This is a genomic window from Enterobacter sp. SM3, from assembly GCF_009811935.2.
GTDB classification, from domain to species: domain Bacteria; phylum Pseudomonadota; class Gammaproteobacteria; order Enterobacterales; family Enterobacteriaceae; genus Enterobacter; species Enterobacter asburiae_D.
In genome coordinates this window covers 3,861,087-3,882,359 of the sequence record NZ_CP099971.1, presented here as the reverse complement: position 1 = coordinate 3,882,359, position 21,273 = coordinate 3,861,087, and the positions used below count along the sequence as shown (strand labels likewise).

15 protein-coding genes are annotated in these 21,273 nt (G+C 56.4%); 12 read left to right on the top strand and 3 right to left on the bottom strand.

What is annotated here, in order from left to right; translation table 11 throughout:
• Positions 1–37: 37 nt before the first annotated feature.
• The 3 genes from GVO84_RS18150 to mutH all read right to left on the bottom strand — a co-directional run bounded on the left by GVO84_RS18150 (position 38) and on the right by mutH (position 2,249).
• Positions 38–1,078 carry an NADP(H)-dependent aldo-keto reductase gene (locus tag GVO84_RS18150; RefSeq protein ID WP_038417288.1) on the bottom strand — a complete coding sequence of 347 codons (1,041 nt, stop codon included), beginning with the start codon at positions 1,076–1,078 and terminating at the stop codon, positions 38–40.
• A 131-nt stretch (positions 1,079–1,209) separates the two neighbouring features.
• Positions 1,210–1,428 carry a YgdI/YgdR family lipoprotein gene (locus GVO84_RS18145; protein ID WP_008499668.1) on the bottom strand — a complete coding sequence of 73 codons (219 nt, stop codon included), beginning with the start codon at positions 1,426–1,428 and terminating at the stop codon, positions 1,210–1,212.
• Positions 1,429–1,556: 128 nt separating this feature from the next.
• Positions 1,557–2,249 (bottom strand): DNA mismatch repair endonuclease MutH, encoded by a 693-nt coding sequence (gene mutH / locus GVO84_RS18140; RefSeq protein ID WP_159514833.1) that lies wholly within the window; start codon positions 2,247–2,249, stop codon positions 1,557–1,559.
• Positions 2,250–2,932: 683 nt separating this feature from the next.
• On the opposite strand from mutH, the gene rppH reads away from it, so the two are divergent.
• The 12 genes from rppH to recD all read left to right on the top strand — a co-directional run bounded on the left by rppH (position 2,933) and on the right by recD (position 21,262).
• Positions 2,933–3,463 carry an RNA pyrophosphohydrolase gene (gene rppH, locus GVO84_RS18135; protein WP_013098553.1) on the top strand — a complete coding sequence of 177 codons (531 nt, stop codon included), beginning with the start codon at positions 2,933–2,935 and terminating at the stop codon, positions 3,461–3,463.
• Positions 3,464–3,475: 12 nt separating this feature from the next.
• Positions 3,476–5,722, top strand: coding sequence for a phosphoenolpyruvate--protein phosphotransferase (ptsP, locus tag GVO84_RS18130; RefSeq protein ID WP_159514832.1), 2,247 nt, complete (start codon positions 3,476–3,478; stop codon positions 5,720–5,722).
• 193 nt (positions 5,723–5,915) lie between these two features.
• A complete protein-coding gene (gene lgt / locus GVO84_RS18125; protein ID WP_023309046.1) occupies positions 5,916–6,791 on the top strand; it encodes a prolipoprotein diacylglyceryl transferase in 876 nt (291 codons plus the stop codon).
• A 6-nt stretch (positions 6,792–6,797) separates the two neighbouring features.
• Positions 6,798–7,592, top strand: coding sequence for a thymidylate synthase (gene thyA, locus GVO84_RS18120; RefSeq protein ID WP_014885081.1), 795 nt, complete (start codon positions 6,798–6,800; stop codon positions 7,590–7,592).
• 184 nt (positions 7,593–7,776) lie between these two features.
• Positions 7,777–8,238 (top strand): prepilin peptidase-dependent protein, encoded by a 462-nt coding sequence (locus GVO84_RS18115; RefSeq protein ID WP_121424567.1) that lies wholly within the window; start codon positions 7,777–7,779, stop codon positions 8,236–8,238.
• Positions 8,232–8,792 carry a prepilin peptidase-dependent protein gene (locus tag GVO84_RS18110; protein ID WP_159514831.1) on the top strand — a complete coding sequence of 187 codons (561 nt, stop codon included), beginning with the start codon at positions 8,232–8,234 and terminating at the stop codon, positions 8,790–8,792. The genes GVO84_RS18115 and GVO84_RS18110 overlap by 7 nt, the downstream gene beginning before the upstream one ends.
• Complete coding sequence (locus GVO84_RS18105) at positions 8,789–9,190, top strand: DUF2509 family protein (RefSeq protein WP_159514830.1); 402 nt, start codon at positions 8,789–8,791, stop codon at positions 9,188–9,190. The genes GVO84_RS18110 and GVO84_RS18105 overlap by 4 nt, the downstream gene beginning before the upstream one ends.
• Positions 9,175–9,498, top strand: coding sequence for a prepilin-type N-terminal cleavage/methylation domain-containing protein (locus GVO84_RS18100; RefSeq protein WP_159514829.1), 324 nt, complete (start codon positions 9,175–9,177; stop codon positions 9,496–9,498). Before GVO84_RS18105 ends, GVO84_RS18100 begins: the two co-directional genes overlap by 16 nt.
• Before the next feature lie 12 nt (positions 9,499–9,510).
• Entirely contained in the window at positions 9,511–12,885 is a 3,375-nt protein-coding gene (gene recC, locus GVO84_RS18095; protein ID WP_159514828.1) for an exodeoxyribonuclease V subunit gamma, read from the top strand.
• A gap of 138 nt (positions 12,886–13,023) precedes the next feature.
• Complete coding sequence (ptrA, locus tag GVO84_RS18090; protein WP_159514827.1) at positions 13,024–15,906, top strand: pitrilysin; 2,883 nt, start codon at positions 13,024–13,026, stop codon at positions 15,904–15,906.
• Positions 15,903–19,445, top strand: a complete 3,543-nt coding sequence (gene recB / locus GVO84_RS18085) for an exodeoxyribonuclease V subunit beta (protein ID WP_159514826.1) — start codon at positions 15,903–15,905, stop codon at positions 19,443–19,445. The genes ptrA and recB overlap by 4 nt, the downstream gene beginning before the upstream one ends.
• Positions 19,442–21,262, top strand: coding sequence for an exodeoxyribonuclease V subunit alpha (gene recD / locus GVO84_RS18080; protein ID WP_159514825.1), 1,821 nt, complete (start codon positions 19,442–19,444; stop codon positions 21,260–21,262). The genes recB and recD overlap by 4 nt, the downstream gene beginning before the upstream one ends.
• Positions 21,263–21,273: the final 11 nt, after the last annotated feature.

Here is a 21,273-nt window from a genome sequence, read left to right as displayed (position 1 = left end):
CCCGGTAAGCGCAGCGCCACCGGGCAAAAGCATCAGGTTACGGCGCAGGGTACGTATAAACCTGATGCACCGCTTCAATCTCCGCTAACACCTCTTCACTCAGGTTCAGGTGGAAACTCTCAATATTGGTTTTCAACTGTTCCATCGTGGTCGCGCCCAGCAGGGTGCTGGCAACAAACGGCTGACGACGCACGAAGGCCAGCGCCATCTGCGCAGGGTCAAGGCCGTGACGCTTTGCGATGTCCACATAGGCTGCAACGGCTTTTTGCGTCTGCTCGCCGCTGTAGCGGGTAAAGCGGCTAAAGAGAGTATTTCGCGCCCCGGCCGGCTTCGCGCCGTTCAGGTATTTCCCCGTCAGAGTGCCGAAGCCGAGACAGGAATAGGCGAGCAGTTCCACTTCTTCATATTGCGTCACTTCGGCCAGACCCACCTCATAGCTACGGTTAAGCAGGCTGTACGGGTTCTGGATGGTGACGATACGCGGCAGATCGTGTTTATCGGCAAGGTGCAGATAGCGCATTACGCCAAAGGCCGTTTCGTTAGAGACGCCAATGTAGCGGATTTTTCCCGCGCGCTGGCACTCGGTCAGCGCTTCCAGCGTTTCCAGCAGCGTTACGGCGGGGGCGCTCTCATTCCAGCTGTACCCGAGCTTACCAAAGCAGTTGGTTGGCCGCTGCGGCCAGTGCACCTGATACAGGTCGAGGTAGTCGGTTTGCAGGCGCTTCAGGCTGGCGTCCAGTGCGGCGCGGATATTCTTGCGATCGAGGATCTGATTCGGGCGGATCCCGGTATCGTTGTTGCGCGCGGGGCCACTGACTTTTGAGGCAATCACCAGCTTTTCGCGGTTGCCGTGTTTTGCCAGCCAGTTACCGACGTAGGTTTCGGTGAGTCCCTGCGTTTCCGGACGGGGAGGAACAGGGTACATCTCCGCGACATCAATCAGGTTAATCCCCTGGCTGACGGCGTAATCGAGTTGTGCATGGGCATCGGCTTCGCTGTTTTGTTCACCAAATGTCATCGTGCCCAACCCCAGTTGGCTAATTTCCAGAGCGCTGTGGGGGATACGGTGATAATGCATAGCCGGCTTCCTCAGTAGACTTATAGACCGCGTCAGGGCGTGCCCGACAAAGGAATATAAACATGGCAGAGGGGAAGCAAAAGGGGAAGAAAAAAATCAAAAAGGCCAGCAAGCGACTGACCTCTCTCTGTTTATCGCTCGATAATTTGCGACACTTCGTCGCGATTGATCTGCATTTTATTGCCTTCCTGGTCGCGGTAGCTGACCAGACCGGTATCATCGTCGACTTCGGGTTTGCCGTCGGTCAGGATCATTCGACCGTCTTTTGTCGCCATAACGTAATCGCTGCTACAGCCCGATACGGCAAACGCTAAACCGACTGCTGAAACTAACACTGCCCATTTTTTCATCGTTATCGTCCTCATCTGGCGCGTATCAAATCATAATCTAGTATTAACCCGATATGGCGACTTGAGGAAGCGGTAAAATCTTAAAAAGCAGTCGATTATGTTTGAGAGCTCGCAAAATAAGTAAAAAACTATGTTTTTAAGAGGAAATGACGTGCCAGGAGTGCGCCGGTAAAATTCTTTTTGAGATAAAAACCGCGCGGCAACGTCAGTATCGGCTCGCCCTGCGCGCCGATTGCCTCGGTAAGCGCTTTACTGTTGGCCGCTTTCGGGCGCAGTTGTAATACTTCTCCGTGTCGGGCGGTGATGCGCTCTACCTGCCCAAGCACAATCATGTCCATCAGCTCCTCCCAGTCCAGCCGCAGCTGATGCTCTTCTTCGTCGTTCGGGCTCCAGAGCAGCGGTGCGCCAACGCGACGCTCAGCCAGGGGGATCTGACGCTCACCTTCAACAGGTACCCACAGCACGCGCTTCAGCTTGTGGCGAACGTGGCTGGTTTCCCACGTCACGCCGGTGTTGCCGGTTAATGGCGCAACGCAGACGAAGGTGGTCTCAAGGGGCTTGCCCTGGCGGTCTACAGGGATGGTTTTTAACTCCACGCCAAGCGCTGCAAAATCCTGCTCGGGTTTGCTCCCTGCGCTGGCGCCCAGCCACAGTTCAAGCAGCATGCCGATCCAGCCTTTATCCCTCTTCAGATCCTTCGGGATCTGAAGCCCTGCCATTGCCGCCAGTTCGCCAAGCGAAAAGCCTGCCAGACGCTGTGCCTGCTGTAGCAACTGGCCTTCGCTGGACGGCGGTGAGAGCAAGGGTGTAAGCGGATGCATGAAGGTAACCTTTTGATTAAAAAATAAACGAAGAAATTGTCCCCTGTGGATAGAGTTTAACTATTTCTGTACCAATATTCCATGTCTATGATTTATAGGTTTTTTTATTGGTTTGAAATCGTTTCACCTGAATCAGAAAACCGGTTGTTCAAATCTGGTCACTGACAATGAACAGGATCTTACACCATGTTATCCACAGAAAAATGGGATAACTGGGCATAACCCTAACTACTGTTTCAATTTACAGCCTTGACGTGCGATGAAAATCGAATTTTCAAACAAATTGTGACTAACTTATTGGCACAATCTGTGGATAAAACCGACGCTGTTCGATCTTTCATCAGCACGACGAACCCTGATGTGACGATCGTCACGCTATTCTGTTTTGTGTTCATGGATATACATTTAACTATATGAAAATAAGTGCATTATTGAATTCAGGTAAAAGAGGGGACTCGGCGGTGTTTCAGGTTGTTCATCGGTAATCAGACACTTCTTCACAACTATATCCACAGAAAAGGTGAATAAAATTCCCTTCGCTGACGCTCATCTGTTTATAACTCAGCACTTATTTGTGAGTTATTCAAATGTTATTAGGTTGCAGCCCTGTAAGAGAGTGGTTTACCGCCTCCCTGTAGTGTGAAACAATCATTCATATATAAGGTTTAGTTTGGGGTAGTCCGGTGATTGATGACGATGGCTACCGCCCGAACGTAGGAATAGTAATTTGTAATCGTCAGGGCCAGGTAATGTGGGCCCGGCGATATGGTCAGCACTCCTGGCAGTTCCCGCAAGGCGGGATCAATCCGGGAGAGTCCCCAGAACAAGCGATGTACCGGGAGCTTTTTGAAGAGGTCGGTTTAAGCCGAAAAGATGTTCGCATCCTGGCTTCGACCCGCAACTGGTTGCGTTACAAGTTACCGAAACGTTTGGTGCGTTGGGACACAAAGCCGGTTTGTATCGGCCAGAAACAGAAGTGGTTTCTGTTGCAGTTGGTGGGCAACGATTCAGACATCAATATGCAAACCAGCAGTACGCCGGAGTTCGATGGCTGGCGCTGGGTGAGCTATTGGTATCCTGTTCGTCAGGTCGTGTCATTTAAACGCGATGTTTACCGTAGGGTGATGAAAGAGTTTGCAAGTGTGGTAATGCAGCTTCAGGAGATCCCGCCTAAGCCGCAGAGCGCACCTGCATGGCGACGTAAAAGAGGTTAAGCTACGCAAATCATGCTCACCCGCTTGCGAGAAATAGTCGAGAAGGTGGCCAGTGCTCCGCGTCTGAATGAGGCGCTGAATATTCTGGTCACTGACATCTGTCTTGCGATGGAGACCGAGGTCTGTTCGGTGTATCTGGCCGACCACGATCGGCGCTGCTATTACCTGATGGCGACCCGTGGTTTGAAAAAACCACGTGGACGCACCGTAACGCTCGCCTTTGATGAAGGTATCGTCGGTCTGGTTGGTCGGCTGGCGGAACCCATCAACCTTGCTGACGCGCAAAAACACCCCAGCTTTAAATACATCCCTTCCGTAAAAGAAGAGCGCTTCCGCGCTTTCCTTGGCGTGCCGATTATCCAGCGCCGCCAGCTGCTCGGCGTGCTGGTCGTCCAGCAGCGCGAGCTACGTCAGTACGATGAAAGCGAAGAGTCTTTCCTCGTCACGCTGGCCACGCAGATGGCGGCGATCCTCTCCCAGTCTCAGCTTGCCGCGCTTTTTGGTCAGTATCGCCATACGCGCATTCGCGCTCTTCCTGCATCGCCAGGCGTGGCGATAGCGGAAGGCTGGATGGACGCCACCCTGCCGCTAATGGAGCAGGTTTACGAAGCCTCAACGCTTGATGAAGCGCTTGAGCGCGAGCGTCTTACCGCCGCGCTGGAAGAGGCGGCGAATGAATTTCGTCGTTACAGCAAGCGCTTTGCCGCAGGCGCACAAAAAGAGACGGCGGCCATCTTCGACCTCTATTCGCACCTGCTCTCCGATGCGCGTCTGCGTCGTGAGCTTTTTGCGGAAGTGGACAAAGGCTCGGTCGCGGAATGGGCGGTTAAGAAGGTCATCGAAAAATTTGCCGATCAATTTGCGGCACTGACCGACGGTTACCTGAAAGAGCGGGCTGGCGATCTCCGCGCCCTGGGACAGCGCCTGCTGTTCCATCTCGATGACACCATTCAGGGGCCGAATGCCTGGCCAAAACGGTTTGTTCTGGTCGCCGATGAACTCTCGGCAACGACGCTGGCTGAGTTGCCTCAGGACCGGCTGGCCGGTGTGGTGGTGCGCGATGGTGCCGCCAACTCACACGCCGCCATTATGGTGCGCGCGCTGGGTATTCCAACCGTTATGGGCGCGGATATCCAGCCGTCGGTACTGCACCGCCGTACGCTGGTGGTTGACGGCTATCGCGGTGAGCTGCTGGTCGATCCTGAGCCGGTTCTGCTCCAGGAATACCAGCGTCTTATCAGCGAAGAGAATGAATTAAGCAAGCTGGCGGAAGATGACGTTAACCTCCCCGCACAGCTGAAGAGCGGTGAGCGGATCAAAGTCATGCTCAACGCCGGTTTAAGTCCCGAGCACGAAGAAAAGCTTGGCAGCCGCATCGACGGTATTGGCCTGTACCGTACTGAAATCCCGTTTATGCTGCAGAGTGGTTTCCCCTCCGAAGAGGAGCAGGTGGCGCAGTATCAGGGCATGCTGCAGATGTTTAACGACAAACCTGTCACCCTGCGAACGCTGGACGTCGGGGCGGATAAACAGCTGCCCTATATGCCGATCAGCGAAGAAAACCCGTGCCTGGGCTGGCGTGGGATCCGCATTACGCTCGACCAGCCGGAGATCTTCCTGATCCAGGTGCGTGCGATGCTGCGTGCCAACGCGGCGACGGGCAATCTCAGCATCTTACTGCCGATGGTCACCAGCATTGATGAGATCGACGAGTCCCGGCGACTGATCGAACGTGCCGGCCGTGAAGTGGAAGAGATGATCGGCTACGCGATCCCGAAACCACGTATCGGGGTGATGCTTGAAGTGCCGTCAATGGTCTTTATGCTGCCTCAGCTGGCAAACCGTGTTGATTTTATCTCTGTCGGCACGAACGACCTGACGCAATATATCCTGGCCGTCGACCGTAACAATACCCGTGTCGCCAGTATCTACGACAGCCTGCATCCGGCGATCATTCGCGCCTTAGCGATGATTGCCCGAGAAGCGGAGCAGTACGGCATTGATTTACGCCTGTGCGGCGAAATGGCGGGGGATTCAATGTGCGTTGCGATCCTGATTGGTCTGGGATTCCGCCATCTGTCGATGAACGGTCGCGCCGTCGCCCGCGTGAAGTACCTGCTGCGGCATATCGACATCAATGATGCCCGCGAGCTGGCTGAACGCAGCCTTGACGCGCAGCTGGCAGCTGAGGTTCGTCATCAGGTCGCGGCGTTTATGGAACGACGCGGTATGGGTGGACTGATCCGCGGTGGCCGCTAATCGTCTTTCGCCCTCTCCCTGTGGGTGAGGGCGCCAGCGCGCATAAAACCCTATACACATCTTTTACATCTCTGGCGCATCCTCCGCGCCCGCCTTATGCTATGATTCGCAACTTTGGAGCCTCTGCTTACAGCAGAATCGCATTTCTACCGCTGTCCACTTTCAGCGGAATAACAACATTTTGTGGTGACAGATGAACAGTGGTTATCTGCATTTTCCGGAATTTGATCCGGTCATTTTCTCAGTAGGACCTGTTTCGCTTCACTGGTACGGTCTGATGTACCTGGTGGGCTTCATTTTTGCCATGTGGCTCGCTGGTCGTCGCGCCAGCCGTCCGGGCAGCGGCTGGACTAAAAACGAAGTTGAAAACCTGCTTTATGCGGGCTTCCTCGGCGTGTTCCTCGGTGGCCGTATTGGGTATGTGCTGTTCTATAACTTCCCGGTATTCCTGAATGATCCTCTCTATCTGTTCCGCGTCTGGGACGGCGGCATGTCCTTCCACGGCGGCCTGATTGGGGTGATCCTGGTGATGGTGATTTTTGCCAAACGCACCAAACGCAACTTCTTCCAGGTTTCAGATTTTATCGCACCGCTGATCCCGTTTGGTCTCGGCGCTGGCCGTCTGGGCAACTTTATCAACGGTGAGCTGTGGGGCCGCGTCGACCCGAGCGTGCCGTATACGATGCTCTTCCCGGGCTCTCGCGCAGAAGATATCGCGCTGCTGCCATCACATCCGGAGTGGCAGTCCATTTTCGATACCTACGGCGTGCTGCCGCGCCATATGTCTCAGCTGTACGAGCTGGCGCTGGAAGGCGTGGTGCTGTTTATCATCCTCAACCTGTTTATCCGCAAACCGCGTCCGATGGGTGCTGTCTCCGGCCTGTTCCTGATCGGCTACGGCGCATTCCGTATTATCGTCGAGTTCTTCCGTCAGCCAGATGCACAGTTTACCGGCGAGTGGGTACAGTACATCAGCATGGGGCAGATCCTCTCCATTCCGATGATTGTCGCGGGTGCCATTATGATGATTTGGGCGTATCGTCGCCGTCCACAGCAACAAATTTCCTGAGGAACCATGAAACAGTATCTTGAATTGATGAAAAAAGTGCTCGATGAGGGCACGCCGAAAAACGACCGCACCGGTACCGGTACGCTCTCCATTTTTGGCCACCAGATGCGCTTCAATCTGCAAGAAGGCTTCCCGCTGGTGACGACAAAGCGCTGCCACCTGCGCTCAATCATTCATGAACTGCTCTGGTTCCTGCAAGGCGATACCAACGTTGCGTATCTGCACGAAAATAACGTCTCAATCTGGGACGAGTGGGCAGATGAAAACGGCAACCTGGGCCCGGTTTACGGCAAGCAGTGGCGCGCATGGCCAACGCCTGATGGCCGCCATATTGACCAGATCACGACCGTGATGAACCAGCTGAAAAACGATCCGGACTCGCGCCGAATCATCGTTTCCGCCTGGAACGTCGGGGAGCTGGATAAAATGGCGCTGGCACCGTGCCACGCGTTCTTCCAGTTCTATGTGGCGGATGGAAAGCTTTCCTGTCAGCTCTACCAGCGCTCTTGTGACGTGTTCCTCGGCCTGCCGTTTAACATTGCCAGCTATGCGCTGTTAGTCCACATGATGGCGCAGCAGTGCGACCTCGAAGTGGGTGATTTTGTCTGGACCGGTGGGGATACCCATCTTTACAGCAACCATATGGAACAGACGCATCTCCAGCTGACCCGCGAACCGCGAGCGCTGCCGAAGCTGATTATCAAACGCAAACCGGCATCAATCTTCGACTACCGCTTTGATGATTTCGAGATTGAGGGTTACGACCCGCACCCTGGCATCAAAGCGCCTGTCGCTATCTGATGCGATAAAGCGTGACACAACCGGTGCTGTTTAGCGCCGGTTTTTTTTTGCCTTTATCTCGTTTCCCGAAGCGCTATCCACAAAGCGTGCAACGCGCTGCAACTCTCCCAATTCTCCTGATAACGCCTCGTAAAACGAGGATCCGTCGCTCGTCATCTTCACGGCGCTTCGCCACACTTCCGGTATGAAAAAAGAGAACGGTTTTACGCTTATCGAAACGCTGGTCGCGGTTTCTCTTGTCGTTATCCTCAGCGCCTCAGGACTGTACGGCTGGGACAGCTGGCAACGGCAGCAGCGGCTGTGGCAAACCGCCAGCCAGGTGCGAGATTACCTGCTGTTTTTGCGCAACCATGCCAACCGCCACAACCGCGACCATCTAATTACCCGTCAGCGAGTGGGAGACCAGGACTGTCTGGCGAGCTCAGCCGTGCAGGGCTGTGATAAGGGCAGTCCCTTTGTGCTGATTCCGCTCTGGCCTGAGGTCGAGGTCAGTGAGGTCACGCCGTCGCTGGCGTTCTATGGATTAAGGGATACGGCATGGGCGGGGCGGATACGCGTTCAAAGCCGTGCCGGAGCATGGCTGATTGTTGTCTCAAATGGAGGACGCATCAGGATGTGTAAGGTCTCGGAGGGCGGTTCATGTTGATGAGGCAGCGCGGTTTCTCACTGACTGAAGTTTTGATTGCCACGGCGATAAGCAGCCTTTTGCTGATAAGCGCATCGCGTTTTTTACCCGGATTGCAGCGGGTAGTTTTACTGCAATCCGACCAGAGAGAGCTGGAGGAAGAGGTCTGGCAACACCTGTTTGCCCTGGGCAAGCAGCTTCAGCGTGCGGGGTACTGTGCGGGAAACTGTCAGGGACAGGCGCTGGTGACCGCGAGGACTGGAGGCTGCGTCATCGTGCGGTGGGATGCCAACAGTAACGGCAACTGGGATAACACGGCATCAGAAAATGACAGCACCGGTTTTCGTCTGGAATCTGGCGCGCTGGAAACCCAGCGTGGAGCGACGTCGTGTGAAGGAAAAGGATGGGAAAAGCTCACCGACCCGGACAGGCTTACGATCGCGCATTTTGTGGTGAGGAAAGTGGAGCATGCCGGTTTTGCGCCAGAGGTGACTATCGAACTGGCCGCGATGCGTAAAGGCGGACAAGGGGAGCCCTGGCAGGCTTCTTATACGGTTACGGGGTATAACCTGTGAATCGTCAACGCGGAATGTCTTCCCTGGCACTGGTTCTGCTTTTGCTGGTGCTCGGTACCCTGATCCTCACGGGGTTCAATCAGCAGCTCACAACGTTTAGCGCGCTCGTTGGCGGCGAGAGGCGCTCGCTTCAGCAGCAGGCGACGGTACAGTCCGCGCTTGAGTGGGGGCGGGTTCAGAGCTGGTCGTTAGAGCCACAGGTTCAGTGCAAAAAGACATCGGCGTGGCGAGTGTGTTTGCGCCAGCTGAGTGAGGCGCGCGTGCTGCTGATTGCCGGAGACAGCGGCATGCTGCTCTGGCGAGCAGGAGAGATTGTCGACGGGAAAATTCGCTTTTCACCTCACGGCTGGAGTGATTTTTGTCCCCTTAAGGAGAACGCGCTATGTCAGCTGCCGTGAGCAGAGAAAAAGGGTTTAGCATGGTGGAGGTCCTGCTGGCGATGATGCTGCTGGTGATGGTCGTGACGGCTCTGTCGGGTTATCACCGGGCGCTGGCGGCACGGTTTAGCGTGTTTAACCAGTATCGCCAGCTCTGGCACCATGCCTGGAATCAGTCTCAGCTCTCAACAAATGTTCTCCCCGCAGGCTGGCAGGCCAGTCGGGGGCAGACAACGCACGCAGGATGTGTCAGCATCACGGTTACACTTATTTCTCCTCTGGGGCGGCGCGGTGAGATAACGCGTCTGCATTGCCCGGTTAGTCAGTAGTCGGGAGCGTCTATGTTAAGGGTCTACCACTCAAATCGTCTGGACGTGCTGGAAGCACTGATGGAGTTTATCGTTGAGCGCGAGCGGCTTGACGATCCTTTTGAGCCCGAAATGGTGCTGGTGCAGAGCACCGGTATGGCACAGTGGCTGCAAATGTCGCTTTCCCGTAAATTTGGCATAGCCGCGAATATTGATTTCCCGCTGCCCGCGAGCTTTATCTGGGACATGTTCGTTCGCGTGTTGCCGGACATCCCGGAGCAGAGCGCTTTCAACAAGCAGAGCATGAGCTGGAAGCTGATGGCGCTGCTGCCGGACATGCTGCAGCGCGATGAATTCGCCATGCTGCGCCACTACCTCAATGACGATACCGATAAGCGCAAGCTGTTCCAGCTGGCGTCGCGCACCGCCGATCTCTACGACCAATACCTTGTTTACCGTTCTGACTGGTTAATTCGTTGGGAAGCGGGTGAGTTGATTGAAGGGCTACCGGAGGCGCAAATATGGCAGGCACCGCTGTGGAAAGCGCTGGTAGCGTATACGGAGAAACTTGGCCAGCCAAAGTGGCACCGTGCCAATCTTTACGATCGGTTCATCTCGATACTTGAAAATGCGTCGGAGCGCCCGGCCCGACTGCCGTCACGCGTCTTTATCTGCGGGATATCCGCATTACCCCCTGTCTACCTGAAGGCGTTACATGCGCTGGGTAAGCATATTGATATCCATATTTTGTTTACCAACCCTTGCCGACAATACTGGGGGGATATCCTCGACGAACGTTGGCTTGCGCGGCTGGTAACTCGCCAAAGAAAGCGCCTTTTTGAAGAACGTTCCATCCCGCTGTTTAAAGACGGCTCGACTGCCGGGCAGCTTTTTGATGAAGACGGTATCCAGAACCTGCCCAATCCGCTGCTTGCCTCGTGGGGGAAGCTGGGGCGTGACTACATTCACATGCTCTCAGACATCACTTCATCAGGTGAAGGCGACGTGGATGCCTTTGTCGAGATTACCCCCGATAGCCTGCTTCACCATATTCAGCTGGATATCCTGGATCTGGAAAACCGTGCCGTGATGGGCGTAACGGCGAACGAGTTCGAACGTAGCGACAGCAAGCGGAAGCTGGACGCTGACGATCGCAGCATTACGATCCATGTTTGCCATAGCCCACAGCGTGAGGTCGAAGTGCTTCACGACCAGCTGCTGGCGATGCTGCAGGACGATCCCGAACTGACGCCACGCGATATTGTGGTGATGGTGGCGGATATCGATAGCTACAGTCCCTTTATTCAGGCCGTCTTTGGCAGTGCGACGGGCGAGCGATACCTGCCTTACGCTATCTCGGACCGTCGTGCCCGCCAGTCGCATCCGGCACTGCAGGCATTTATCACTCTGCTTTCACTGCCGGATAGCCGCTTTATCTCCGAAGATGTCCTGGCGTTACTGGATGTTCCCGTGCTGGCTGCACGCTTCAACATCAATGAAGAGGGTCTGCGCTACCTTCGCCAGTGGGTGAATGAGTCCGGCGTTCGCTGGGGGATCGATGACGATAATGTTCAGGAATTCGAACTCCCCCCAACCGGGCAGCACACGTGGCGATTTGGCCTGACGCGTATGCTGCTGGGCTACGCCATGGAGAGCAGCCAGGGCGAGTGGAACGAGGTGCTGCCTTACGATGAGTCCAGCGGGTTAATTGCTGAGCTGGTGGGGCATTTAGCGTCACTCCTGATGCAGCTTAACCGCTGGCGACACGAGCTGCTGCAGCCGCGTCCGCTTGACGCGTGGCTTCCGGTTTGCAGGGCGTTGCTTAATGATTTCTTCCTGCCAGACAGTGACACCGAAGCGGCAATGGCACTGATTGAAACGCAGTGGCAGGCGATCATCGATGAAGGCGTGAATTCCCACTATCAGGAGGCCATCCCGCTGTCGCTGTTGAGGGATGAGCTGACGCAGCGGCTCGATCAGGAGCGAATCAGCCAGCGTTTCCTGGCTGGCCCCATCAATATCTGCACCCTGATGCCAATGCGTTCTATCCCGTTTAAAGTGGTCTGCCTGCTTGGCATGAACGACGGCGTTTATCCGCGCGCGCTGGCGCCGTTGGGGTTCGATTTGATGAGCGCAAATCCAAAACGGGGCGATCGTAGCCGCCGTGATGATGACCGCTACCTCTTCCTTGAGGCGCTCATTTCTGCCCAGAATAAGCTCTATATCAGCTATATCGGCCGTTCTATTCAGGACAACAGCGAGCGTTTTCCCTCCGTTCTGGTGCAGGAGCTGGTGGACTATATCGGCCAGAGCCACTATCTGCCGGGGGATGAAGAGCGCAACTGCGATGAAACCGAGCAGAGGGTGAAAGCCCATATCACCTGTTTCCACAGCCGCATGCCGTTTGACCCGGTGAACTACACGGCCAGCGAGCGCCAGAGCTATGCACAGGAGTGGCTACCGGCCGCGAAAAAGGAGGGGAATGCGCACACGGATTTCATTCAGACGCTTGACCCGCTGCCCATTAAAACCCTGACCTTCGAACAGCTTCAGCGGTTTTGGGCGCATCCGGTGCGTGCCTTCTTCCAGCAACGATTGCAGGTCAACTTCCGTTCTGAAGAGAGCGAAATTCCGGATGCAGAGCCTTTTACGCTGGAAGGGCTGGAGCGCTATCAGCTAAACCTCCAGCTGCTGAATGCGCTGGTTGAAGAGGAAGATGCTAACAAACTTTACCGCCGCTACCGTGCTGCAGGGCAGTTGCCCTATGGCGCGTTCGGGGAAATTGTCTGGGAGGCGCAGTGTCAGGAGATGACCGCCCTGGCAGAGCGGGTGAGAGCGTGTCGGCAGCCGGGCAAAAGTATTGAAATCGATCTCAACTGCAGTGGCGTAGAGCTCACGGGCTGGTTAACTCAGGTTCAGCCGGACGGGCTGCTGCGCTGGCGGCCCTCTATGCTGAGCGTTTCACAGGGGGTGCAACTCTGGCTGGAACATCTTGTCTACAGTGCGGGTGGTCATAAAGGTGAAAGCCGGATTTTCGTGCGCAAAGAGGGCGAATGGCGCTTCCCGCCGATGGAGTCTGAACAGGCGTTACGCTATCTGTCTTTGTACATTGAGGGCTACCGTCAGGGAATGAACAAACCGCTCCTGTTACTGCCGGAAAGTGGCGGAGCGTGGATAAAAGCCTGTTATGACGCGCAGAATGATGCGATGTTAACGGATGAGGCTTCGCTGCAGAAAGCACGCAGTAAATTCATGCAGGCCTACGAAGGTAACATGATGGTGCGTGGCGAAGGTGAAGATGTGTGGTATCAGCGCTTATGGCGAACCCTTGAGCCAGAGTACTTCGAGGCAATCACGGAAGAGGCGCAGCGCTACCTGCTGCCGTTGTTTAAATTTAATCAGTCCTGAGTGCTGTATAAAAATTGCGCAGCATGGGGTGTTCATTTATGATGCACTTCTTATCACGGACTGATGTACCCAATAAAGAGATGTTGGCGTGTCCAGCACGCAATGTGTTAATGATGTAGCCGTGATAAAGAGGTCGTAATGCCAGGCAGCACCTTGTTTAAAGCGTTTGTTTTGTTTGTCGCCCTCTGGGCACCTGTCACTCAGGCAGACTCCGGTTGGCAACCCGTTCAGGAAACTATTCGTAAAAGCGAAAAAGATACCCGTCAATATCAGGCTATTCGTCTTGATAACGGCATGACCGTACTGCTGGTTTCCGATCCGCAGGCGGTGAAATCCCTTTCGGCATTAGTGGTGCCGGTTGGATCGCTGGAAGATCCTGACGCTCATCCTGGGCTTGCACACTATCTGGAACATATGACGCTGATGGGGTCAAAAAAATACCCGCAGCCAGATAGCCTGTCCGAATTTCTGAAAATGCATGGCGGCAGCCACAATGCCAGCACGGCACCGTACCGCACGGCCTTTTATCTTGAAGTCGAAAATGATGCGCTGGAAGGCGCGGTCGATCGCCTTGCTGATTCCATCGCCGCCCCCTTGCTGGATAAAAAATATGCCGATCGTGAACGCAATGCGGTGAATGCCGAACTGACAATGGCCCGCACGCGAGACGGTATGCGCATGGCCCAGGTCAGCGCTGAAACCATCAACCCTGCGCACCCGGGTTCGCGTTTCTCCGGCGGTAACCTGGAGACGTTAAGCGACAAACCGAACAGCCCGGTGCTTGATGCCCTGCACGCGTTTCGCGATAAATACTACTCTGCCAACCTGATGAAAGCGGTCATCTACAGCAATAAACCGTTGCCAGAACTGGCAGGCATGGCGGCTAAAACGTTTGGCCGGGTGCCGAATAAAAATATCGATCTGCCGCAGATAGACGTACCGGTTGTCACGGACGCGCAAAAAGGGATCGTTATCCACTACGTACCGGCGCTGCCGCGCAAAGTGCTGCGCGTGGAATTCCGCATCGATAACAACACCGCACAGTTTCGCAGTAAAACCGATGAGCTGGTGACCTACCTGATAGGTAACCGTAGCCCGGGTACGCTTTCTGACTGGCTGCAAAAACAGGGGCTGGTGGAAGGTATTCGCGCCGATTCCGATCCGGTTGTGAACGGCAATAGCGGTGTGCTGGCGATCTCCGCCACCCTGACCGACAAAGGGCTGGCAAACCGTGATGAAGTGGTGGCGGCGATCTTCAGCTACCTCTCTCTACTGCGTGAAAAAGGCGTCGATAAGCGCTATTTTGATGAACTCGCCCACGTGCTGGATCTCGATTTCCGTTACCCGTCCATTACCCGCGACATGGATTACGTAGAGTGGCTGGCGGATACTATGATCCGCGTGCCGGTGGAACACACCCTCGACGCGGTGAATATTGCCGACCGGTATGACGCCGAGGCGGTAAAAACCCGCCTGGCGATGATGACGCCGGAGAATGCCCGCATCTGGTACATCAGCCCGAATGAACCGCATAACAAGACGGCGTATTTTGTCGATGCCCCCTATCAGGTGGATAAAATCAGCGCGCAGACCTTCGCCGACTGGCAGAAGAAGGCCGGGGAGATTGCGTTGAAGCTGCCGGAGCTGAACCCCTATATTCCGGATGACTTCTCGCTGACCAAAACGACTCAAGATTACCCGCACCCGGCGCTTATCATTGATGAGCCGACGCTGCGCGTGGTGTATACCCCCAGCCGCTATTTCGCAAGCGAGCCAAAGGCCGATGTCAGCGTGGTGCTGCGTAACCCGAAAGCGATGAACAGCGCCAAAAATCAGGTGATGTTCGCGCTCAATGACTATCTCGCCGGGATTGCGCTCGATCAGCTTAGCAACCAGGCGGCCGTGGGCGGCATCAGTTTCTCCACCAACGCCAACAACGGTTTGATGCTCAATGCAAACGGCTATACCCAGCGTTTGCCTCAGCTGTTCCAGGCGCTGCTGGAAGGATATTTCAGCTACACGCCGACGGAAGAGCAGCTTGAGCAGGCCAAATCGTGGTATGCGCAGATGATGGATTCTGCGGAGAAGGGTAAAGCTTACGATCTGGCGCTTATGCCGGCGCAAATGCTGTCGCAAGTTCCTTATTTCCAGCGAGAAGACCGCCGCGCGCTGTTGCCTTCGATCACCTTAAAAGACGTGCTGGCTTACCGTGACGCGCTGAAAACCAACACGCGTCCGGAATTCCTGATCGTCGGCAACATGAGTGAGGATCAGGCCAAAACCCTGGCGGAGAATGTGCGCACTCAGCTCGGTTCGAAAGGCGACGAGTGGTGCCGCAACCAGGACGTGCTGGTTGAGAAAAAACAGAACGTGATTTTTGAAAAGACAGGTAACAGCACGGATTCCGCGCTGGCCGCGGTATTTGTGCCAACGGGCTATGATGAATTCGCCAGCTCCGCGCAGAGCGCCGTTCTGGGACAGATTATTCAGCCTTGGTTCTATAACCAGCTGCGCACTGAAGAGCAGCTTGGCTATGCGGTATTTGCTTTCTCGATGAACGTGGGCCGTCAATGGGGGCTGGGTTTCCTGCTGCAAAGCAGCGATAAACAGCCGGCGTATCTCTGGCAGCGTTACCAGGCCTTCTTCCCGCAGGTGGAAGCAAAACTGCGCGCCATGAAGCCGGAAGAGTTTGCTCAGATCCAGCAGGCCGTCATCGCACAGGTGATGCAGCCGCCGCAGACGCTGGGCGAAGAAGCCTCGCAGCTGAGCAAAGATTTCGATCGCGGTAATCTGAAATTTGATTCGCGTGATAAAGTAGTGGCCGAGATAAAACAGCTGACGCCGCAGAAGGTTGCCGACTTCTTCCATCAGGCGGTCATTAAGCCGCAGGGGATCACCATCCTGTCTCAGGTTTCTGGTAGCCAGAACGGGAAAACGGAGTACGTGAACCCGAAAGGCTGGAAAGTCTGGAAGAGCGTCAGCGCGCTGCAGCAATCTATGCCCTGGAGTAAGAAAGAATGACCGATACCGCTGAGTCCCTTGATCCCTTACGTTTACCTCTGCAGGGTGAACGATTGATTGAAGCCTCAGCGGGAACGGGAAAAACCTTCACCATTGCCGCCCTCTATCTGCGTCTGCTGCTGGGGCTTGGCGGCAACGCCGCTTTTCCACGCCCTTTGAGCGTGGAAGAGCTGCTGGTGGTTACCTTCACCGAAGCTGCCACCGCTGAGCTGCGGGGCCGTATTCGTACCAATATCCACGAGCTGCGCATCGCCTGTCTGCGTCAGAGCACGGATAACCCTCTCTATGCGAGCCTGCTGGAAGAGATTGCCGATAAGCAACAGGCAGCCCAGTGGCTGCTCCTCGCCGAACGGCAGATGGATGAAGCGTCCGTCTTTACCATTCACGGTTTTTGCCAGCGCATGCTGAGCCTGAATGCGTTTGAATCCGGCATGCTGTTTGAACAGCAGCTTATAGAAGATGAATCCGTGCTTCGCTATCAGGCCTGCGCGGATTTCTGGCGTCGCCACTGCTACCCGTTACCGCGCGATATCGCCGAAGCGGTACATGCGTTGTGGAAGGGCCCGGAGGCGCTGCTGCGCGCTATCGATCGTTATCTGCAGGGGGAAGCGCCGGTCATCAAATCCCCGCCGCCTGCGGATGAAACCCTGGCCTCACGGCATGAAAAAATCATCGCGCAGATTGCCGACATCAAGCAAAAATGGATTGAGTCCGTTGGCGAGATTGACGCAATCATCGAGAATTCCGGGATTGACCGACGCAAGTTTAACCGCGGCAACCAGGGGAAATGGATCGACAAGATCAGCGCCTGGGCGCAGGAAGAGACGCGAGGCTATCAGCTCCCGGACGCGCTGGAAAAATTTTCCCGACGTTTCCTGGTTGAGCGGACCAAAGCCGACGGCATTGTGCCTGAGCATCCCCTGTTTGTGGCGATTGAAACCCTGCTGGCTGAGCCCTTAACGCTCAACGATCTGATAATCACTCGCGCCATGACCGAAATTCGCGAAGCCGTCGCGCGTGAAAAACGCCGCCGGGGTGAGCTGGGGTTCGACGATATGCTGAGCCGCCTCGATGCGGCGCTGTGCAGTGAGAACGGCGAAGCGCTTGCCGCCGCGATTCGCACCCGTTTCCCGGTGGCGATGATTGACGAATTTCAGGATACCGACCCTCAGCAATACCGCATTTTCCGCCGTATCTGGCGCCAGCAGCCCGGCACCGCGCTGTTGTTAATCGGCGATCCGAAACAGGCCATTTACGCCTTCCGCGGTGCGGATATTTTCACCTACATGAAAGCCCGCAGCGAGGTTGACGCGCACTACACGCTCGACACCAACTGGCGCTCCTCTCCCGGCATGGTGGAAAGCGTCAACGCACTCTTCAGCCGTATGGATACGGCGTTTATGTTCAGGGAGATCCCGTTTCAGCCGGTAAAATTCGCCGAGAAAAATGCCTCGTTGCGCTTCGAGTTCAACGGCGCGACGCAGCCTGCCATGAACTTCTGGCTGCTGGACGGGGAAGGCTGCGGCGTTGCCGACTATCAAAATGCCATGGCCCAGCACTGTGCCGCGCAAATCCGTGACTGGCTCAGTGCGGGCGCGCGCGGTGAAGCGCTGCTGTGGAAAGGGGATAAATCTGCCCCGGTAAAGGCATCCGATATTACGGTACTGGTGCGCAGCCGTCAGGAGGCCGCGCTCATCCGCGACGCCCTGACGTTACTGAATATCCCCTCCGTCTATCTCTCGAACCGCGACAGCGTCTTTGAAACGCTGGAAGCGCAGGAGATGCTGTGGCTGCTGCAGGCCGTGCTGGCCCCAGAGCGGGAAAGCACGCTGCGCAGCGCACTGGCCAGCGCAATGCTCGGGCTGAACGCGCGTGACATTGATGCGCTCAACAATGACGAAGCCGCGTGGGATGCCGTGGTGGAAGAGTTTGTTCGCTACCGCGAAAAATGGCAGAAGCGCGGCGTGATGGCGATGGTGCGCGAGCTCATGGCACAGCGCCACATTGCGGAGAATATGCTGGCGACAGCGGGCGGCGAGCGCCGTTTGACCGATATTTTGCACATCAGCGAGCTGCTGCAGGAGGCGGGTACGCAGTTGGAGAGCGAGCACGCCCTCGTGCGCTGGCTGGCGCAGCAGATTGCCGACCCGAACAGCAATTCGTCCAGCCAGCAGATGCGCCTTGAGAGCGATAAACATCTGGTGCAGATCGTCACCATTCACAAATCGAAAGGCCTGGAATATCCGCTGGTCTGGCTGCCGTTTATTGCCAATTACCGCGTGCAGGATCAGGCCTTTTACCACGATCGCGAGTCTTTTGAGGCGGTGCTCGATCTCAGCAACGCGGAGTCCAGCGTTGAGCTGGCAGAGGCTGAACGTCTGGCGGAAGATTTACGCCTGCTCTACGTAGCGCTGACCCGTTCGGTCTGGCACTGTAGCCTGGGCGTTGCGCCGCTTTTCCGGCGTCGGGGCGAAAAGAGCGGGGAGAGCGATTTTCATCTGAGCGCGCTGGGGCGGCTTATTCAGCACGGCGAACCCAAAGACGCGGCGGGCCTGCGCCAGTGCATCGAATCACTTTGCACAGAGCATGTTGCCCTGCATATTCCGTCGCAGCCCGACACTAGCCGCTGGCAGATGCCGGAGCTGCGTGAGTCAGCGCTCCATGCCCGCCAGGTTGTGCGTACCATTGCCGACGACTGGCGCGTCACCAGCTACTCCGGTTTACAGCAGCACGGGCAGAGCATTGCGCAGGATCTGATGCCAAAACTGGACGTGGATGCCGCAGGAGCCGGTAGCGTACCCGTTGAGCCGGTGCTTACCCCGCACCAGTTCCCGCGCGGCGCTTCGCCGGGCACGTTTTTGCACAGCCTGTTTGAAGAGCTGGATTTTACCCAGCCGGTTTCCGAAGAGTGGGTGCTGAAAATGTTACAGAGCGGCGGCTACGACGCACAGTGGCAGCCGGTTCTCACCGACTGGATCCGCGCTGTACTGCACGCGCCGCTCACAACGCAGGGGATCTCGCTGAGTCAGTTGACCGCCAAAGATAAGCAGGTGGAGATGGAGTTTTATCTCCCCATCGCCAGCCCGCTCAGAGCCGAGGCGCTTGATGCGCTGATCCGCGAGTACGATCCGTTATCCGCCGGGTGCCCGCCGCTGAACTTCCGCCAGGTACAGGGGATGCTCAAAGGCTTTATCGACCTGGTTTTCCGCCACGAAGGGCGCTACTACCTGCTGGATTACAAATCGAACTGGCTGGGTGAAAGCAGCGAAGCCTACACGCAAGACGCGATGGCCTCTGCCATGCAAATGCATCGCTACGATCTGCAGTACCAGCTTTACACTCTGGCACTGCACCGTTACCTGCGTCATCGCATGGCCGATTACCGCTACGAAGCGCATTTTGGCGGCGTCATTTACCTGTTCCTGCGCGGAGTGGATGCTAGCGACCCGCGTTCCGGCGTCTTTAGTACGCGTCCGGCTGCGGAACTGATTGAAAAAATGGATAACCTGTTTGCTGCAAGCACGGAGGAGGTGGCATGACGATGCAGGCACTACTGCTGGACGCGGTTGAACAACGATTACTGCGCCACCTGGATGTGCAGTTCGCCATGATGGTGGCAGGTGAGGAGCCTGCCGTCATGCTTGCCGCCGCCATTCTGAGCAAAGACGCGGGGGAGGGGCACGTGTGTCTGCCGCTGTCGCGTCTGGCGGTGGATGAGAAGATGCCTCCGGCTTTACGGGCGTGTTTCGCGCTGCTGGGTGACGCAGTGGACTGGCAGGAGATATTACTCGGCTCGCCTGCCGTGAGCGGAGCCGATACCGGGACGCCGATGATCCTTGTCGGCGAACGTTTGTATCTTAACCGGCTGTGGCGTAACGAACTGACGGTTGCGCGTTTTTTCAGCGAGACCAACGCCCCGCTTCCCTGCGATGAAGCACGGCTCCGGCAAACGCTGGATACGCTGTTTACCTCTGACGACGAGACAGACTGGCAGAAAGTGGCGGCAGCCGTGGCCTTAACGCGACGGATCTCGGTGATTTCTGGCGGCCCGGGCACCGGGAAAACGACCACCGTGGCAAAACTGCTTGCCGCGCTGATTCAGCTATCGGGTGAGCAAAAGTGCCGAATTCGCCTGGCGGCCCCCACCGGTAAAGCGGCGGCACGTTTGACGGAATCGTTAGGCGGCGCGCTGCAAAAACTGCCGCTAACCGGGGATCAGCTTGCGCTTTTCCCCAATGAAGCCAGCACGCTGCACCGTTTGCTTGGCGCACAGCCGGGTAGCCAGCGTTTGCGCTATCATGCCGGTAACCCGCTGCACCTTGATGTGCTGGTGGTGGATGAAGCGTCGATGATTGACCTGACGATGATGTCGCGTTTGATTGATGCGCTCCCGCCGCACGCGCGGGTTATTTTCCTCGGCGATCGCGACCAGCTTGCCTCCGTAGAGGCCGGGGCCGTGCTGGGGGATATCTGCACCTATGCCAGCCTGGGATATACAGCTGAGCGCGCTCAGGAGCTGGCCCGTCTCACCAGATGTTCGCTCACCTCTGAAAACCATTCTCTTGCAGGGGCGCTGCGCGACAGCCTGTGTCTGCTGCAAAAAAGCTACCGTTTCGGCAGCGACTCCGGCATCGGCCAGCTTGCGGCAGCGGTGAACCGGGGCGACCGGCGCACCACCGCGGCGGTATTTGACGGAACCTTTACGGATATTGAGAAAAAATCGCTGCAAAGCGGGGAAGAGTATCAGGCGATGCTTGATGACGCCCTGCAGGGGTATCAGCACTTTCTGGCGGGCGTACAACAGCAAAGTACGCCGGAGCAGGTCATTGCCGCGTTTGGTGAATACCAGCTGCTCTGTGCGCTGAGGGAAGGCCCGTTTGGTGTCCGGGGTCTGAACGACAGGCTGGAACAGCTGCTGGCGCAAAAACGCAAAATTAACCGTACCCCGCACTCGCGATGGTATGAAGGGCGACCGGTGATGATCTCCCGCAACGACAGCGCGCTGGGGTTGTTTAACGGGGATATCGGGATTGCGCTAGACTGCGGCCAGGGCCTGCGCGTCTGGTTCCAGATGCCGGACGGGAGCGTGAAGTCTTTCCAGCCCAGCCGTTTGCCCGAGCATGAAACCGCCTGGGCGATGACGGTGCATAAATCCCAGGGCTCCGAGTTTAACCATGCGGCGCTGATCCTGCCCACGCAGCTTTCACCCGTCATTACCCGCGAGCTGATCTATACCGCCATTACGCGCGCGCGTCAGCGCCTGTCTCTGTATGCCGATGAACGGGTGCTGGTGCAGGCGATCGCCACCCGAACGGAACGCCGAAGCGGGCTGAGCGCGATATTTGAGTCCCTCTGAACGAAAGCCCT

Coding starts and splice junctions, on each gene's coding strand:
- GVO84_RS18110 (WP_159514831.1), top strand. CDS start 8,232: ATGTTGATGAGGCAGCGCGGTTTCTCACTGACTGAAGTTTTGATTGCC.
- lgt (WP_023309046.1), top strand. CDS start 5,916: ATGAACAGTGGTTATCTGCATTTTCCGGAATTTGATCCGGTCATTTTC.
- GVO84_RS18115 (WP_121424567.1), top strand. CDS start 7,777: ATGAAAAAAGAGAACGGTTTTACGCTTATCGAAACGCTGGTCGCGGTT.
- ptsP (WP_159514832.1), top strand. CDS start 3,476: ATGCTCACCCGCTTGCGAGAAATAGTCGAGAAGGTGGCCAGTGCTCCG.
- GVO84_RS18145 (WP_008499668.1), bottom strand. CDS start 1,428: ATGAAAAAATGGGCAGTGTTAGTTTCAGCAGTCGGTTTAGCGTTTGCC.
- recD (WP_159514825.1), top strand. CDS start 19,442: ATGACGATGCAGGCACTACTGCTGGACGCGGTTGAACAACGATTACTG.
- recC (WP_159514828.1), top strand. CDS start 9,511: ATGTTAAGGGTCTACCACTCAAATCGTCTGGACGTGCTGGAAGCACTG.
- thyA (WP_014885081.1), top strand. CDS start 6,798: ATGAAACAGTATCTTGAATTGATGAAAAAAGTGCTCGATGAGGGCACG.
- GVO84_RS18100 (WP_159514829.1), top strand. CDS start 9,175: ATGTCAGCTGCCGTGAGCAGAGAAAAAGGGTTTAGCATGGTGGAGGTC.
- recB (WP_159514826.1), top strand. CDS start 15,903: ATGACCGATACCGCTGAGTCCCTTGATCCCTTACGTTTACCTCTGCAG.
- mutH (WP_159514833.1), bottom strand. CDS start 2,249: ATGCATCCGCTTACACCCTTGCTCTCACCGCCGTCCAGCGAAGGCCAG.
- GVO84_RS18150 (WP_038417288.1), bottom strand. CDS start 1,078: ATGCATTATCACCGTATCCCCCACAGCGCTCTGGAAATTAGCCAACTG.
- ptrA (WP_159514827.1), top strand. CDS start 13,024: ATGCCAGGCAGCACCTTGTTTAAAGCGTTTGTTTTGTTTGTCGCCCTC.